The organism is Armatimonadota bacterium (assembly GCA_031460175.1).
In the GTDB taxonomy this organism is placed as follows: domain Bacteria; phylum Sysuimicrobiota; class Sysuimicrobiia; order Sysuimicrobiales; family Sysuimicrobiaceae; genus Sysuimicrobium; species Sysuimicrobium tengchongense.
Genome location: JAVKGW010000003.1, coordinates 209678 through 225360, shown reverse-complemented (window position 1 = coordinate 225360; position 15683 = coordinate 209678). Strand labels below are relative to the sequence as shown.

The 15683-nt window shown below is 69.6% G+C and carries 16 protein-coding genes and 1 tRNA gene; 14 read left to right on the top strand and 3 right to left on the bottom strand.

The genetic code is table 11. From position 1 onward, the window contains the following. Positions 1-18 precede the first annotated feature (18 nt). Together QN206_05980 and hflX are read left to right on the top strand one after the other, a co-directional pair. Positions 19-1173, top strand: coding sequence for an LL-diaminopimelate aminotransferase (locus QN206_05980; GenBank protein MDR7614357.1), 1155 nt, complete (start codon positions 19-21; stop codon positions 1171-1173). A 1-nt stretch (position 1174) separates the two neighbouring features. Next, entirely contained in the window at positions 1175-3022 is a 1848-nt protein-coding gene (gene hflX, locus QN206_05975) for a GTPase HflX (protein ID MDR7614356.1), read from the top strand. Here the strand turns inward: hflX and lexA are convergent. After that, positions 2961-3575 carry a transcriptional repressor LexA gene (gene lexA, locus QN206_05970; GenBank protein MDR7614355.1) on the bottom strand — a complete coding sequence of 205 codons (615 nt, stop codon included), beginning with the start codon at positions 3573-3575 and terminating at the stop codon, positions 2961-2963. The genes hflX and lexA overlap by 62 nt on opposite strands. Positions 3576-3712: 137 nt before the next feature. On the opposite strand from lexA, the gene rny reads away from it, so the two are divergent. The 12 genes from rny to QN206_05910 all read left to right on the top strand — a co-directional run bounded on the left by rny (position 3713) and on the right by QN206_05910 (position 13856). Beyond that, positions 3713-5242: a ribonuclease Y gene (rny, locus tag QN206_05965; GenBank protein MDR7614354.1), complete on the top strand. Its 1530-nt coding sequence runs from the start codon at positions 3713-3715 to the stop codon at positions 5240-5242. Continuing rightward, positions 5232-5783 (top strand): hypothetical protein, encoded by a 552-nt coding sequence (locus QN206_05960; protein MDR7614353.1) that lies wholly within the window; start codon positions 5232-5234, stop codon positions 5781-5783. Before rny ends, QN206_05960 begins: the two co-directional genes overlap by 11 nt. Before the next feature lie 4 nt (positions 5784-5787). Further along, positions 5788-6570, top strand: a complete 783-nt coding sequence (locus QN206_05955) for a TIGR00282 family metallophosphoesterase (protein MDR7614352.1) — start codon at positions 5788-5790, stop codon at positions 6568-6570. Further along, entirely contained in the window at positions 6560-7402 is an 843-nt protein-coding gene (locus tag QN206_05950) for a PHP domain-containing protein (GenBank protein MDR7614351.1), read from the top strand. Before QN206_05955 ends, QN206_05950 begins: the two co-directional genes overlap by 11 nt. Beyond that, positions 7377-7595 (top strand): zinc ribbon domain-containing protein, encoded by a 219-nt coding sequence (locus QN206_05945; protein ID MDR7614350.1) that lies wholly within the window; start codon positions 7377-7379, stop codon positions 7593-7595. The genes QN206_05950 and QN206_05945 overlap by 26 nt, the downstream gene beginning before the upstream one ends. A gap of 20 nt (positions 7596-7615) precedes the next feature. Beyond that, entirely contained in the window at positions 7616-8998 is a 1383-nt protein-coding gene (gene selA / locus QN206_05940; protein ID MDR7614349.1) for an L-seryl-tRNA(Sec) selenium transferase, read from the top strand. Continuing rightward, on the top strand, positions 8970-10904 hold the full coding sequence (gene selB, locus QN206_05935) for a selenocysteine-specific translation elongation factor (protein ID MDR7614348.1): 1935 nt from the start codon (positions 8970-8972) through the stop codon (positions 10902-10904). The genes selA and selB overlap by 29 nt, the downstream gene beginning before the upstream one ends. 1 nt (position 10905) lies before the next feature. After that, positions 10906-10998, top strand: a tRNA-Sec gene (locus QN206_05930). Positions 10999-11074: 76 nt separating this feature from the next. Next, a complete protein-coding gene (locus QN206_05925) occupies positions 11075-11554 on the top strand; it encodes an SRPBCC family protein (GenBank protein ID MDR7614347.1) in 480 nt (159 codons plus the stop codon). Positions 11555-11558: 4 nt separating this feature from the next. Further along, on the top strand, positions 11559-11714 hold the full coding sequence (locus QN206_05920; protein ID MDR7614346.1) for a hypothetical protein: 156 nt from the start codon (positions 11559-11561) through the stop codon (positions 11712-11714). A gap of 76 nt (positions 11715-11790) precedes the next feature. Further along, a complete protein-coding gene (locus tag QN206_05915; GenBank protein MDR7614345.1) occupies positions 11791-12903 on the top strand; it encodes a DegT/DnrJ/EryC1/StrS family aminotransferase in 1113 nt (370 codons plus the stop codon). Between the two features lie 8 nt (positions 12904-12911). After that, the gene (locus QN206_05910; GenBank protein ID MDR7614344.1) at positions 12912-13856 is read left to right on the top strand and encodes a Gfo/Idh/MocA family oxidoreductase; all 945 of its coding nucleotides are present in this window, start codon (positions 12912-12914) and stop codon (positions 13854-13856) included. Here the strand turns inward: QN206_05910 and QN206_05905 are convergent. Then, positions 13853-14080, bottom strand: coding sequence for an Lrp/AsnC ligand binding domain-containing protein (locus tag QN206_05905; protein ID MDR7614343.1), 228 nt, complete (start codon positions 14078-14080; stop codon positions 13853-13855). The two genes, QN206_05910 and QN206_05905, sit on opposite strands and share 4 nt — an antisense overlap. 106 nt (positions 14081-14186) lie before the next feature. After that, on the bottom strand, positions 14187-15590 hold the full coding sequence (locus QN206_05900; GenBank protein ID MDR7614342.1) for a PLP-dependent aminotransferase family protein: 1404 nt from the start codon (positions 15588-15590) through the stop codon (positions 14187-14189). Positions 15591-15683: the final 93 nt, after the last annotated feature.

Genomic DNA, 15683 nt, shown 5'->3' with positions numbered 1-15683 from the left:
ATCTCGACGGAGGCGGAGATGGAGTCCCGACGACTGCAGCGGATCCCGCCCTACCTCTTCGCGGACCTGGATCGCCGGAAGGAGGAGCTGGAGCGGGAAGGGGTGGAGGTGGTGAGCCTCGCGGTGGGGGATCCGGACCTCCCCACCCCGGATCACATCGTGCGTGCCCTCCAGGAGGCGGTCATGGACCCCGCCACCCATCCGTACCCGCCGTATGCGGGCACCCGGGGGTTCCGGGAGGCCGTGGCCGCCTGGTACGCGCGGCGGTTCGGCGTGACCTTGGATCCCGACCGGGAGGTACTGGCCCTCATCGGCTCCAAGGAAGGGATCGCGCACCTCCCTTGGGCCCTGGTCAACCCGGGGGACGTGGTGCTGGTGCCGGATCCCGGGTATCCCGTGTACGGCACCGCGACGCTCCTCGCGGACGGCATCCCGCACCCGTTACGGCTGCGGCCCGACCGGGGCTGGCTCCCCGATCTGGCCTCGGTCCCGACAGAGGTCGCCCGCCGGGCGCGGCTGCTGTTCTTGAACTACCCGAACAACCCCACGGGCGCCACCGCGGATCTGGGGGTATTCGAGGAAGTGGTCCGGTTTGCCCGGGAGTACGGCATCGTGGTGGCTCACGACAACTCCTACTCCGAGATCGCCTACGACGGCTACCAGCCCCCTTCCTTCCTGCAGGTGCGGGGTGCCCGGGAAGTGGGGGTGGAATTCCACTCCCTCTCGAAGACGTTCTGCATGACCGGATGGCGGCTGGGATTTGTGTGCGGGAACGCGGAGGTGGTGGCCGCCCTCGCGAAGCTGAAGACCCACCTGGACAGCGGGGTGTTCGTGGCCATCCAGCGGGCCGGGGAGGCCGCCCTCCGGGGTCCAGAGGGGCCCGTGCGGGAGCGGGTGCGGATCTACCAGGCCCGGCGGGATCTCGCGGTGGCGGCCCTCCAAGAGGCGGGCTGGCGGCTTGCGAAGCCCCGGGCCACCTTCTACCTGTGGGCGCGGGTGCCGGAGGGATTCCGCTCCGTGGACTTCGCGGCTCGGGTCCTGGACCAGACGGGTGTGCTGCTGACCCCCGGGATCGGCTACGGGGAGGGAGGGGAAGGGTACGTGCGCCTGTCCCTCACGGTTCCGGACCACCGCCTGCGTGAGGCCCTGAGCCGGCTGCAGCGGGTGGGCTAGGGTGCGGCTGCCGTTCCTCCTCGGGGTCCCGCCCAGGTTGAGCCCCTCCATCCGCCAGGAGCTCAGCCGGCTCCGCACCTTCGTGGTGCGGGAGGATCTCGCCTGTCCCCCGGAGCTGGCCCGGCAGCTGGCCTCCCTCGCCCACCGGATGCAGCGGGAGGTGGGGGTTCTGGTGAGCCGTCACGGCACCGTGGTGTACGGGCTCGTGGGGCGCAGCTGGCCGGGCCTGGAGGAACGGCTGCGGGGGCGGCGCAAGGGCTTGCTCTGTGGCCTGCGGTTGGTGCTCGCCTACAATCAGGCCCTCTCGGAACCCACGGAATCCGACCTCGACCTATTGGAGCGCGTCCGATTGGACCTGCTGGTCACCGTGGGACACCGGAAGGGCACGCCCACGGAGGCGTGGGTGAGTTTTCTGGACCACCGGGGACCCCGCGTGGAAGGACCGCTCGCCCTGGAGGAGTTGGAGACCGTGCGGAGCACGGAGCGGATCCGATCCGCAGAGGCTGCCCTCCGCCGTCTGCCGGGCGATCCGGAGGAAGATCGGAGGGTGGAACGGGCCATCCTGGTGGGCCTGCAGGTTCCCGGTCGGGACGGTTGGTCCACGGACGGGACCTTGGAGGAGCTCCGGCGGCTCGCGGAGACCGCGGGCGCGGAGGTGGTGGACGTGGTGCTGCAGACCCGTGCCCGGCCGGATCCGGGGACCCTGATCGGGAGGGGGAAGGTGGGGGAACTGCGGTCCCTGGTGGAGCTGGAGGCCGCGGATCTCGTGATCTTCGATGAAGAGCTGAGCCCGGCCCAGCAGCGGACCCTTGAGGAGGAGCTTGGAGTCAAGGTTCTGGATCGGACCGCCCTGGTGCTGGACATCTTCGCCCATCGGGCCCGCACCCGGGAAGGGGCCCTCCAGGTGGAACTCGCGCAGCTCACGTACCTGTTGCCGCGCCTGACCGGTAGAGGGGTCTTGCTCTCCCGCCTGGGCGGTGGGATCGGCACCCGGGGTCCGGGCGAGACGAAGCTGGAGACGGACCGCCGGAGGATTCGGGCCCGGATCACGGACCTGCAGCGGGAGATCGCGACCCTAAGCCGGGTACGGCGCACCCAGCGGAGGGCCCGGAAGCAGGCCAGGATGCCCGTGGTGGCCCTGGTAGGCTACACCAACGCGGGCAAGTCCACGCTCCTCAACGCCCTCACCCGGGCGGGGGTGTTGGTGGAGGACAGGCTCTTCGCCACCCTGGATCCCACCGCCCGTCGGGTGCGGCTTCCCGGCGGAGGAAGTGCGGTCCTCGTGGACACCGTTGGGTTCATCCGCAAGCTGCCGCCCCAGCTCATCGCGGCCTTCCGGGCCACCCTGGAGGAGGTGACGGAGGCGGACGTGCTCGTGCATGTCCTGGACGTCTCGCATCCCGACTGGCCGATGCAACGGAGGGTGGTGGAGGAGATCCTGGCGGATCTGGGCGCGGGCGCAAAACCCACGGTCCTCGCCCTCAACAAGACGGATCGCCTCCCCGCGGGCGAGGCGCAACGCATCGCGGCCCAGACGGGCGGGGTTCCCATCAGCGCCCTCCACGGCATCGGGCTGGAGGCCCTCCTCCTGAAAATCCAGCAGGTCCTCCCGGAGCCCGTCACCCGGGTCACGCTGGAGGTGCCGTACGCCCAGGCCGGAATCCTCCACGCCCTCTACGAACACGGCCGGGTCCTGGCTCGCCGGGACGGACCAGAGGGGATGCGGGTGGAGGTGGAGGCTCCCTGCTTCCTCGTACGCCGGATCCAGGCCCTCCTGCAGCGGGGGCTCAGCGGAGGCGACGAAGGAGGCCCACCGCCTTCCCCTCGATCACCACTTCCCTGGATTTGATGGGCTCCAGCAGGGGATTCTCAGGCTGCAGCCGGATGCCGTCCGGTTCCCGGTAGAACCGTTTCACCGTGGCCTCCTCCCCGATCCGGGCCACCACGATGTCCCCGTTCTCCGCATGGGATTGCCGGCGGACGATGAGGTAGTCCCCGTCGTAGATCCCCGCTCCGATCATGGAGTCTCCCCGGACCCGGAGGAGGAAGTGCTCTCCAGGACCCAGGAAGTCCTCGGGCAGGAGGAAGGCGTCCTCGATGTTCTGCTCCGCCAGGATCGGAGCACCCGCGGTCACCCGCCCCACCACGGGCAGCACCACGGGACGCTTGTGGGGAAGCGCCGCATCGTCCCGGATCACCTCGATGGCCCGAGGCTTGCTGGGATCCCGGCGGATGAATCCCTTCTTCTCCAGGGCGCTGAGGTGACTGTGGACGGTGGAGCTGCTGGTGAGGTGCAGGGCACTGCCGATGTCCCGCACGGACGGGGGATATCCGTGCCGACGGGTGTAGTCCACGATGTACTGAAGGATCTCCCTCTGCCTGCGGGTTAGGGGTCTAGGCATGGCTCCCTCCCACGGGTTCAAGTTTAGCAGACGGAAATTCGACATGCAAACACCTGTTCCCTTCCTTCCTTGACCCCATTTCCGGATGACGAATACAATTGGGGAAAAGAGGGAGGTGAGGCACCACGGACACCGCGATGGCCGTTCTCGTGGTCATGGCGGTGGGTGCGGTGGCCTTCCTCGCCGGATACGTCTTCCGGAAGTGGATCGCGGAATCCAAGATCCGCTCTGCGGAAGAAGAGGCGAAGCGAATCCTCCTGGATGCCCAGCGGGAGGCGGATGCGAAGCGGAAGGAAGCGCTCCTGGAAGCGAAGGATGAGGCTCTCCGGATCAAGCGCGAGGCGGAACGGGAGATCCGGGAGCAGCGGGCGGACCTCCAGCGGTTGGAACGGCGGCTGAGCCAGCGGGAAGAGGCGCTGGAACGGCGCGCGGAGCAGCTGGAACGCCGGGAGCGGACGCTTCAACAGCAGGAACAGGAACTCGCCGTCCGGACGGAGGAAGTTGCCGCACTCATCGCACAACAGCGTCGGACCCTGGAGGAGATCGCAGGGTTGACCCGGGAGGAAGCCCGACAGCGCCTCCTGGAGGAGGTGGAGGCCGAGGCCCGGGAAGACGCCCTGGCCCGGATCCGGAAAGTGGAGCGGGAGGCCCGGGAGGAGGCGGAGCGCCGGGTCCGAGAGATCCTCGCCCTGGCCATCCAGCGAACCGCCGCGGACCACACCGCGGAGCTCACGGTCTCCGTGGTGCCCCTGCCCACGGAGGAGATGAAGGGACGGATCATTGGCCGGGAAGGTCGGAACATTCGGACCCTAGAGGCCCTCACGGGGGTGGACTTCATCATCGACGACACCCCGGAGGCCGTGACCCTCTCCTCCTTCGATCCCGTGCGTCGGGAGATTGCGAAGATCGCTCTGGAGAAGCTCATGGCGGATGGCCGCATCCATCCCGCCCGGATCGAGGAGATGGTGGAGAAGGCCCAGCAGGAGCTGGATCGGCGGATCCAGGAGGCGGGGGAACAGGCGGCCTTCGAGGCCGGGGTGCACGGGCTGCACCCCGACCTGGTGAAGCTGCTGGGCCGGCTGAAGTTCCGAACCTCCTACGGCCAGAACGTCCTGCAGCACTCCGTAGAGGTGGCCCTCCTGGCGGGAGAGCTGGCGGCCCAGCTGGGGGCGGATGTCCACATGGCCCGGCGGGCGGGACTGCTCCACGACATCGGCAAGGCCCTCACCCATGAGGTTCAGGGAACCCACACCCAGATCGGGGTGGACATCGCCCGACGGTACCACGAACCGCCCCAGGTGATCAACGCCATCCTGTACCACCACGGGGAAGAGGAGGCAAAGTACCTGGAGTCCGTACTGGTGGCGGCCGCGGATGCCATCTCCGGATCCCGGCCGGGGGCCCGGAAGGAGTCCGTAGAGGCCTACATCAAGCGGCTGCAGGCCCTGGAGCAGCTCGCCCAATCCTTCCCGGGGGTGGAGAAGGCGTACGCCATCCAGGCGGGTCGGGAGATCCGGGTCATCGTTCGCAGCGGGGAGGTGGACGACCTGGCCGCGTACCGCATTGCCCGGGACCTGAGCCGCAGGATCGAGCAGGACCTGGAGTACCCGGGCCAGATCAAGGTGACCGTGGTGCGGGAGACCCGGATCGTGGAGTATGCCCGCTAGCCTCGCCATGTGGACCCTGCGCCCGGACCGTTCCCTTCCGGACAGCGCCAGCTTCTTGGCCACGCTCCTGGTGCGCTTCGGGGAGTTCTCCTCCGCGGCCCTGGATCCCGGGAGGGGAACCCTACGGCTTGTCCTCTTCCTCCCTCAGGCCCTCTCCCCGGCGGTCTACCGGGCCTTCCGGCGGCGGGTCCTGGACGCCCTTGCGGTCCTCCACGAGCTGGAACGCCGCCCCGCCCCTAGGGTGTGGATTCGACAGACGAGAACCCGACACTTCACCCGCATCGAGGTGGTTCGGGAGCTCGCGGACCTCATGTGCGAGGAGCTCGGTCTGGTGGCGCATCTGGCGCGCGAGATGCTGCCCTTGGAAGGACCGCGGGAGGACTGGCCGGAGGAGGAACGCGTGCGGCAGGAGGAACGGTTACGGGAACAGCTGGAGCACCTCCGGGAGCGGGGGAGCCTGCGTCCCCTGGTAGGACTCCGGGAGGAGGGCCACGTCTTCATCTACGCGGTGGGAGCAGGTCGGCAAACCACCCCGGACTAGGCCCGTGCGGATCCTGTTCATCGGGGACATCTGCGGCAAGCCCGGGCGGAAGCTGGTGGCCCGCCGGGTCCCGGCCCTCCGCCGGGAGCTGGCCTTGGACTTCGTCGTGGCCAATGCGGAGAACAGCGCGGGAGGAGCGGGCATTACCCCCGGCACTGTCCAGGAGCTGTTGCGCTGCGGGATCGACGTGCTCACGGGGGGGAACCACACCTGGCACCGGAAAGAGGCGTACGAGGTCCTGGACCGGGAGCCCTGCGTCCTGCGCCCCGCGAACTTCCCCCCGGGCGTGCCGGGCCGCGGCAGTACCGTGGTCCGGCGGGACACCCTCCGCCTCGCCGTGCTGAACCTGCAGGGGCGGGTGTTCATGGACCCCCTGGAGGATCCCTTCCGCTGGGGCCGGGCGGAAGCGATGCGTCTCCGGGAGATCACCCCTTATGTCCTCGTGGATTTCCACGCGGAGGCCACCAGTGAGAAAATGGCCCTTGCGTGGTACCTGGACGGCCTGGTCACCGCGGTGGTGGGGACCCACACCCACGTGCAGACCGCGGACGAGCGCATCCTCCCGGGCGGCACCGCCACCATCACGGACGTGGGGATGACGGGACCCGCCCACGGGATCATCGGGATGGACCGGGAGGCCATCCTGCAGCGGTTCCTCACGCACCTGCCCGTCCGGTTTGAGGTGGCCCAGGGTCCCGTGCAGTTCAACGCGGTGGTGGTGGAGGCGGATGAAACCGGGCGGGCCACCGCCATCCGCCGCATCTTCGAGGTACACGATGCGGATTGACCTGCACACCCACACCACGGCCTCCGATGGACTCTTGAATCCCCGGGACCTGGTCCACGCGGCCCGCAGGGCAGGCGTGGGAGTCCTGGGCGTGACGGACCATGACACCGTGGACGGGATCCCGGAAGCCTTGGAGGCGGCCCCAAACCTGGGCGTCACCGTCGTCCCAGGGGTCGAGCTGAGCGTGGAGTACGGAGAGGAGGAGTTGCACCTTCTGGGGTACTTCGTGGACCACCGGGCCGGCTGGTTCCGGGATCTCCTGCAGGAGTTGCGGGCGAGCCGGGTGGACCGGATTCGGGAGATGGTCTGCCGCTTGAGGAGACTTGGGGTTTCCGTCTCCTTCGACGAGGTGACGCGGTCAGGGCAGGGCGCCGTGGGGCGCGCACACCTGGCCAGAGCCCTGGTCTCCGCGGGATTCGTGCGCACCCCCGCGGAGGCCTTCGAACGATACCTCGGTCGGGGGAAGCCCGCGTGGGTCCCGCGGAGCACCCTCTCCCTGGAGGAAGCCCTGAGGGCCATCCGGGAGGCGGGGGGCCTGGCCATCCTGGCGCATCCTGGCCGGTCCAGAGTCCTCGCGCACGTGGCGGCCCTCAAGGCCGCGGGCCTGGATGGGATCGAGGTGTACTATCCCGAGCACACGCCCCAGCAGGTGGAGCGGCTTTTGGCCCTCGCCCGGGACCTCGGTCTCCTCGTGACGGGGGGAAGCGATTACCATGGCGATGGGGTCGGGACGGGGGCAACCCTAGGTGGTCAGTACGTCCCCCCCGAAGTGGTGCGGGCCTTAGAGGAACGGAGGAGGGTGCGGGATGCGGTGTCCGAAATGCGGAGCTGAGAACCGACCGGGGAAGATCGTTTGCGCCCGGTGCGGGACGCGGTTGCGCCCCACATCCCCCGCGCCTTCGCCGGTGACCCGGGAAACCCCCGAGGCCCTGGTCCACCGCGTGCGGTACGATCTGCTCCGGTTTCTGGCCTGCGTGGGGGTTGCCGTCGCCCTGGGGGCCGTGCTGGGGTTCGTGCTCCTGTGAGGGAGGACCGCTCGAAGGGATTGCACCAGCACCTGCGGCAGCTTCCCTCCGTGGATCGGGTGCTGTCCGCCCTGCGGATGCGGGACGGCGTGCGGGGAGTGGCGCACGCCGTCCTGGTCCGGCTCATCCGGGAGGTGGTGGAGGAGTACCGGGCAGAACTCCAGCGAGGCAATCGGGAACACGTGGACCTCACGGACCTCGCAGAGGCCGTGGAGACCCGGATCCAGGCGCTGGTCCGTCCCTCCCTGCGTCGGGTCCTCAACGCCACGGGTGCCCTCCTCCACACAAACCTGGGTCGGGCCCCCCTCGCCCCTGAGGCCCGGAGGGCGGTCCTGGAGGCCGCGGGAGCCTGCAATCTGGAGCTGGACCTGGCCTCGGGAGAACGGGGCTCCCGACAGGACCACGTGACCTCGCTGCTGCGGCGCCTCACGGGGGCGGAGGGAGCCCTCGTGGTGAACAACAACGCCGCCGCGGTCCTCCTGGCCCTGAGCGCCCTCGCTTCCGGCCGGGAGGTGGTGGTGGCCCGCAGCGAGCAGGTGGAGATCGGGGACTCTTTCCGGATGCCGGACGTGATGCGGGCGGCGGGAGTGCGACTGGTAGAGGTGGGGACCACGAACCGGGTGTACCTGCGGGATTACGAGGCCGCCATCACGCCCGATACCGCCCTGCTGTTGAAGGTGCACCGCAGCAATTTCCGGATTGTCGGGTTCGTGGCGGATGTCCCCCTGCAGGAGTTGGTGCACCTGGGACGGCGGGTGGGGGTTCCCGTGATGTACGACCTGGGGAGCGGGGGCATGGTGGACCTCCGGGGCCGCGGTCTCCCCTACGAGCCCTCGGTCCCGGAGGCCGTGGCGAGCGGCTGCGATCTCGTGCTCTTCAGCGGAGACAAGCTCCTCGGGGGGCCGCAGTCCGGCATCCTGGTCGGACGGACCTCCCTCCTCGAGCGGCTCCGGACACATCCCCTGTATCGGGTGGTCCGGGTGGACAAGTTGGACTTGGCGGCCCTGGAGGCCACGCTCCGGCTGTACCTGGATCCCGAGGTAGCCTGGCAGCGGATCCCCGTGCTGCGGATGCTCGGCGCTTCCGTGGAGGACCTGCAGGAGCGGGCCGAGCGTTTGGCCCGGCGCCTGAGGGAGGTGGGAGTCGCCGCCGAGGCGGTGCCCTCGGAGGCGGAAGCCGGGGGAGGTTCGCTTCCGGGGATGGTCCTCCCCTCCTATGCGGTCCGCCTCCGGCATTCTTCCCTTCCGGCCCACGCCCTGGCCGCCCGACTCCGGACCGCAGCCCCGCCGATCCTCGCGAGGGTCCAGGAGGAAGCGGTGCTCCTGGACCTCCGTTCGGTGCTTCCGGAGGACGATCCAGACCTGGAGGCAGGCCTTGTCGCGGTCCTCGCGGAGCGGTCCTGAGCCGAAGCAGGTGCGCACCGCGGTGGTGGGGACCGCGGGGCACGTGGATCACGGAAAGAGTACCCTCGTACGCGCCCTCACCGGGATCGACCCCGACCGGCTGGAGGAGGAGAAGCGGCGAGGGATGACCATCGACCTGGGGTTCGCCCACATGGATCTCCCGAGTGGAGTCCGGGTGGGATTCGTGGACGTGCCCGGACACGAACGCCTCATCCGGAACATGCTGGCCGGGGCCGCGGGCTTCGATGCGGTCCTCCTGGTGGTGGCGAGCGACGAAGGGGTCATGCCCCAGACCCGGGAGCACGTGGACATCCTGCGGTTTCTGCGGATCCCCACGGGGATCGTGGCCCTCACCAAGCGGGACCTGGTGGATGAGGAGTGGCTGGAGCTGGTCCGGGAGGACGTGCGTAGCTTCTTGCAGGGCACGTTTCTCGAGGCCGCGCCCGTGGTGGCGGTCTCCGCAAGGACGGGAGAGGGACTTGCGGATCTCGTCGCCGCCCTGGATCGCGTGGTGGCGCAGGGCTCCCCACGCCCGGCCGAGGGTCCCGTGCGGCTCCCCGTGGACCGATCCTTCCAGGTGGCCGGGTTCGGCACCGTGGTGACGGGGACCCTGTGGAGCGGCCGAATCCGCCCGGACGACACCCTGGAGGTCCTTCCCGCAGGTCGGACCGTCCGGGTACGGGGCATCCAATCCCACGGGGAGCCGGTCGCGGAGGTGCGGGCGGGACAGCGGGTAGCCCTCAACCTTCTGGGGGTTTCCCGGGACGAGGTGGAACGGGGAGACGTGATCGTTACCCCGGGGGCGTTCGAGCCCGCCACCACCCTGGACGTCCGCCTCCACCTCCTGCCGCACACCCCGCCCCTCCGGCACGGGGACCGGGTCCGGCTCTACCTGGGAACCGCGGAGGCCATCGGTCGGGCGTTCCTGCTGGAGGAGACGGTGCTCGCGCCCGGGGAGAGCGGCTTTGCGCACATCCGGTTAGAGCGGCCCATCACGGCCGCCTTCGGAGATCCCTTCGTCATTCGTCGGTTCTCGCCCTTGCTGACCTGGGGCGGAGGGGAGGTCCTTCGGGTAAACCCGCCCCGTTCCCGGAGGGGGGATCCCGTGGTCCTCGTGCACCTGCGGACCCTGGAGTCCCGGGATCCGGAGGGCGTGCTCCTGCTGGCCGTGGGGGCCTCCGGGACCGAGGGGAGCACGGTCGCGGATCTCGTCCGCCGTACGGGGATGGCCCCGGGTCAGATCCAGGGACTGCTGGCGCAGGCCCGGGCGAAGGGGCTGGTGTGGGACGTCCGGGATCGGTGGGTCCACGAGTCCGTCCTGGGCCGGGTCGAGGAGGAGGTCGTTCAGGCCCTCGCCGCGTACCACCGGGAGCGTCCTTGGCGGCGAGGGATGCCGCACGCGGAGTGGCTCACCCTGATCCGCCGCCTTGCGGGGGCGGCATGGGAGCTGGTGGCGGAGCGGGTGGCTTCCCGAACCGCAGGAGAGGGGGGATTCGTACGGCTGCCGGACCACCGTCCCACCCTAACACCGGATCAGGCCCGAGCGGTGGAGGCGCTCCGTTCGTGGATCGGGCGGTGCGGGCTGGAGGGACCGAGCCGGGAGGAAGTGGAGCAGGTCCTGGGGGGTCACGCGGAGGTGGCGGTGCAGTTCCTCCTGGATGCGGGCGAAGCGGTGGAGCTGCGGGGATTGCTGTACCATGGGAAGTCGGTGGAGCGCGCCGTCCAGGTGGTCTCCGAGGCGCTGCGGTCTCAGCCTGCGCTCACCGTGGCCGCGGTCCGGGATCTCCTGGGGACCTCCCGGAAGTACGTGCTGCCCCTCCTGGAGCACCTGGACACCGTGGGGATCACCCGGCGGCAAGGGGAGCTCCGGGTGCCGGGACCCAAGCTCGTGCGGGGAGCCTCTTAACGGAGGGCGAAGGGCCCTGGTGGGCCTCCCGGTCTTCAAAACCGGTGCCGCCCCGCTCGGGCGGGGTGGGTTCGATTCCCACCGCCCTCCGCCAGAAGGCATTCCCGCCTCCGGGATCGTATAGATCGCATAGTTAGGTTACCTGGGAGGAGGGTCGGCGCATCCCGGTCATGCCGCGCGTGGAGGTGCAGACGCTCATACGGGCTCCCGTGGAGACCGTCTATGCCCTCGCGAAGGACGTGGAGCGGTTCCCCGAGTTCATGCCGGATCTGGAGACCGTACGCCTGATCGCGCGGGACGGCCACCGGACCACCACGGAGTGGGTGGGGCGGGTCCAGGGGCGGCGGATCCGGTGGGTGGAGGAAGACACGTGGGACGACGCCACGCACACGTGTACCTTCCGCCAGCGGGAGGGGGACTTCGACCGATACGAGGGCGTGTGGACCTTTGAACCCGTGCAGACGGGGTGCCGGACCCGGCTCGTGGTGGAGTTCGAGCTGAGCATTCCCTTGCTCGGACCGCTGCTCGCAAACCTCGTCCTCCTGCTCATGCGTAAGAACGCGGAGAGGATGTTGGATGCCCTCCGACGACGGGCTGAGGAGGGAGCTCCCCCAGGCCCGGAAGCGGAGGAGGATCGGAGCTGGAGGTGACCCCATGCTGTTTTTGCTTCCCCTCCTGGAAACGCGGATGCGCAGCGCCCTGCGCCGTCTCGGACGAGATGAATCCGGCCAGGCGGAGCTCTTCGTGGTCCTGCTCCTGGCCTTCCTCATCTGGGTCCTGGCCACGAACCGGCGGGTGATCATCCAGTAATCGTCCTCCCCGCCCCCGACCCAGGACTTGCCCAGGGGAGACGATTCCAGAACATTCCGTTACCATGTTCAGTAGGATGATCCCCATCGCGCGGCCCGTGGTGACGGAGGAAGACCAGGCGAGGGTCCTGGAGGTGCTTGCCTCCGGGCAGCTCTCCCATGGGGATTGGGTGGAACGGTTTGAAGCGGCCTTCGCGGCCTACGTGGGGGCGCGCTTCGGGATCGCCACCTCCTCGGGGACCGCGGCCCTGCAGGTGGTGCTGGAGGCCGCGGGCATCGGACCCGGAGACCGGGTGATCGTTCCTCCCTTCACCTTCGTGGCCACCAGCAACGCGGTGGTACACCGGGGCGCGATCCCCGTATTTGTGGACATCGAGGAGGACACCTTTAACCTGGATCCCAACCGGGTGGAGGATGTCCTTCGCCGGCACCGGGGTGTGCGCGCCGTCCTGGTGGTGCACCTGTACGGGCTTCCGGCCCGCATGGAGGCCCTGTGCGACCTCACGCGGCGGTATGGGGTTGTGCTCATCGAGGACGCGGCGCAGGCGCATGGGGCCGCCTTCCGGGGACGGCGGGCAGGGTCCTTCGGGGACGCGGCCATCTTCAGCTTCTACCCCACGAAGAACATCACCACGGGGGAGGGCGGGATGATTGTCACCTCGGACGAGGCCCTGGCCCGCCGGGCACGCCTCCTGGTACACGCGGGAGCCCAGGATGGAACCTACGAGTACGAGGTGGTGGGGTACAACTTCCGGATGACGAACCTGGCGGCGGCCCTGGGCCTTTCCCAGCTCGAGCGGCTGGACGTCCTCAACGAGATCCGCCGGCGCAACGCGGCGTACCTCACCGCGCACTTGCGGGACGTTCCGGGCATCCGGACGCCCGTGGAGCCGCCGGAGATGTACCACGTGTACAACCAGTACACGGTCCGCGCCAAGGAACGGGACGCCCTCCAGGAATTCCTCGCGGGTCGAGGGATTGAGACTCGGGTCTACTACCCGAGGCCCGTTCCCGCCACCAGGGCCTACCGCCAGGTCCGATACGAGGGGGGACCCTGGCCCGAGACGGATCGGGCATGTCGGGAGGTCCTGTCCCTGCCGGTCCATCCCGCCCTCGGCCCGGAGGATCTCCGCGGGATCGTCGAGGCGATCCAGGCCTTCGCGGATTCCCGGGCCGTGGTGCAGAAGTGAAGGACAAGGTGGACTCCGCCCGGGGAGAGCGCGTGCGGGTGGCCGTGGTGGGGCTGGGACGGTGGGGCCGGCACCACGTCCGGATCTACCACGAGCTCCCGGAGGCGGACCTCCGGGCCGTGGTCTCCCCAAACCCCGCGGAGCTGGAGGAGTTCTCACACCGGTACCGCATCGCGGGCTATCTGGATCACCGGGAGCTCATCGGGAAGGTGGACGCGGTCAGCGTGGTGGCGCCCACCAGCCACCACTACGAGATCGCCCGGGACCTGGTGGAGGCCGGGATCCACGTCCTGGTGGAAAAGCCCATCACGGGTCGTGTGGAGGAGGCGGAGGAGCTCATCGCCCGGGCCCGTCGCAAGGGAGTCTTGCTGCTGGTGGGCCATGTGGAGCGGTTCAAGCCCGCGGTGGAAACCCTGCTCCATCGGGTGCGCGATCCCCTCTTCATCCGGGCCCGTCGGGTACGGCCCTTTCAGGCGGGTCGCGCCACGGATGTGGGGGTCGTGGTGGACCTCATGATCCACGACCTCGATCTGGTTCTCTCCCTCACCGGTTCGTCCCTCCGGTCCATCTCCGCGGTCGGCACCCGGCTGTGGGGAGACGGTGAGGACCTCGCGGCGGTGCAGCTGGTATTTGAGGGAGGCTGCACGGCAAGCCTTTTCGCGAGCCGCGTGGATTCCGCGAAGGCCGCGGAGATGGAGGTGGTCACCCCGGAGGAGCGGTGGCACCTGGATTTCCTGCGGGAGTCGCTGACGGTGTGGAGGGGGAACCGGCGGGAAGAGCTCCTCCTCTTGCGGGAGGAACCCCTCCGTGCGGAGCTCCGGCACTTCCTCGCCTGCGTCCGAGGAGAGCAAACCCCCCGGGTTCCCGGAGAAGCGGGGCTTGCCGCCCTTGTTCTCGCGCACCGGGTGCTGCAGGCGATGCACGTGGTGACCCCGCGCGTCCGAACCCCCTAGGCCACCGCCACGCAGGTCAGGACCTTTACCACCCCGTGGACCCGGCTCACCCGTTCCGTGATCTGCGGGATCTCCCGGGTGTGTTCCGCGCGGACGATGGCGATCACGTCGTAGTCGCCCAGAGTGGCGTGGGCCTCCGAGATCCCCGGGATGGTGCGGACCTCGCGGGCGGCCTGGGCCGGGGTGTTGCCATCCAGGGAGATCAACAGGAAGGCGATGTGCATGGTCCTCCTTTCCCGCCCTGCGGGTTCCCGATGCCAGGATGGTAACCCGGTGGCCCGGATCTGCCAAGGAGGGATCTCCCTTGCAGCACCCTCCTCCTCGGTGGTTTTACTTGGCCTGAGCCAGCTCCCGGATCACCCCGGCCAGGATCCCGGCTCCCCGGCGGACGTCCTCCAGGGAGAGGCCCCCGTATCCCAGGAGGATGCCGGTGCGGGTAGGGGATCCCAGGTAGTAGGGGGTCAGGGTCCGGACGCGCACCCCCCGTTGCGCGGCGCACCGGGCGACCTCTTCTGCGTCCAGGCCGCTTTGGAGCTCGAGGAACGCGTGAAGGCCCGCCTCCAAGCCCCGGAGGCGGGCCAGGGGCTCCACGGGACCGAGGGCGTCCCGGAGGGCCGCCCGCAGCTCCGCGTAGTGGCGCCGCATCCGCCGGATGTGGCGGTCGAAGTCGCCGCTCCTCAGGAGTGCCGCGAGGGCCCGCTGGACCGGCCAAGGCGTATGGGACTCCGAGGGATCCCGCACCCGCAGCAGACGCTCCCGCAAATCCGGGGGGGCCACCAAGTAGCCCACCCGCAGGCCGGGCAGGAGGACCTTGGAGAAGGTCCCCATGTACAGCACGCGCCCTGAGGCGTCGAGCCCTGCGAGGGCAGGAAGGGGCGGGCCGTGAAACCGGAGTTCGCTGTCGTAGTCGTCCTCCACCACCAGTGCGCCGGCGTTCCGAGCCCACTCCAGCAGGGCGAGCCGCCGGGCCAGGGGGAGACGGCCCCCCAGGGGGAACTGGTGGGAAGGGGTGACGTACACCGCGGCAGCCCGGGCAGGGAGCAGGTCCACGCGGATCCCGTCATCGTCCACGGGTACAGGTTCCACAACGAGTCCCCGGCTGAGGAGAACCCGGCGCGCCGCGGGATAGCCGGGCTCTTCGTAGGCCACCCGGTCTCCGGGCTGCAGGAAGGCCCGGGCCATGAGATCCACCGCCTCTGCGGCCCCGGAGGTGATGAGGACATCCTCCACGCTGCACCCCACTCCCCGGGCCCGGCCCAGGTAGGCGGCGATGGCCGCCCGCAAGTCCGGGTCCCCCGCGGGATCCCCGTATCCCGCGGGCGGCTGCTCCCGGGCCACCGCCCGCCACATCCGGCGCCAGGCAGCCGGATGCAACCGTTCCACCGAGGGCCTGCCCGGCACGAAGTCCACCACGTACTCGGGGGGCGGTTCTTCCCGAGGCGGGCTTTGGGGACCTGCGGGGCGCCGGGCAACCCTCGGAAACTCCGGGAGGGCCCGGGTCACATAGGTCCCGGATCCCCGCCATGCCTCCAGATACCCCTCCGCCACCAGCTCCTCGTACGCGGAGGTCACCACCACCCGGGAGACCCCCAGGGAGGCCGCAAGTACCCGGCTCGCAGGGAGCCGCTCCCCAGGCCTTAGCCTCCCCTCGAGGATGGCCTCCCGGATCTCCTCCGCCACCTGGCGGTACAGGGGCCTCCGGGCCTTCGGGTCAAGCCGAAGCGCGAGTTCCATGGATTGGCCCTACTTATCTTGCTTGTCATTGGTTCTTTTCTCAAGCCACTTTTGGACGTAAAACCCAACCAGACTTGTTTGCCGGAGGACCCC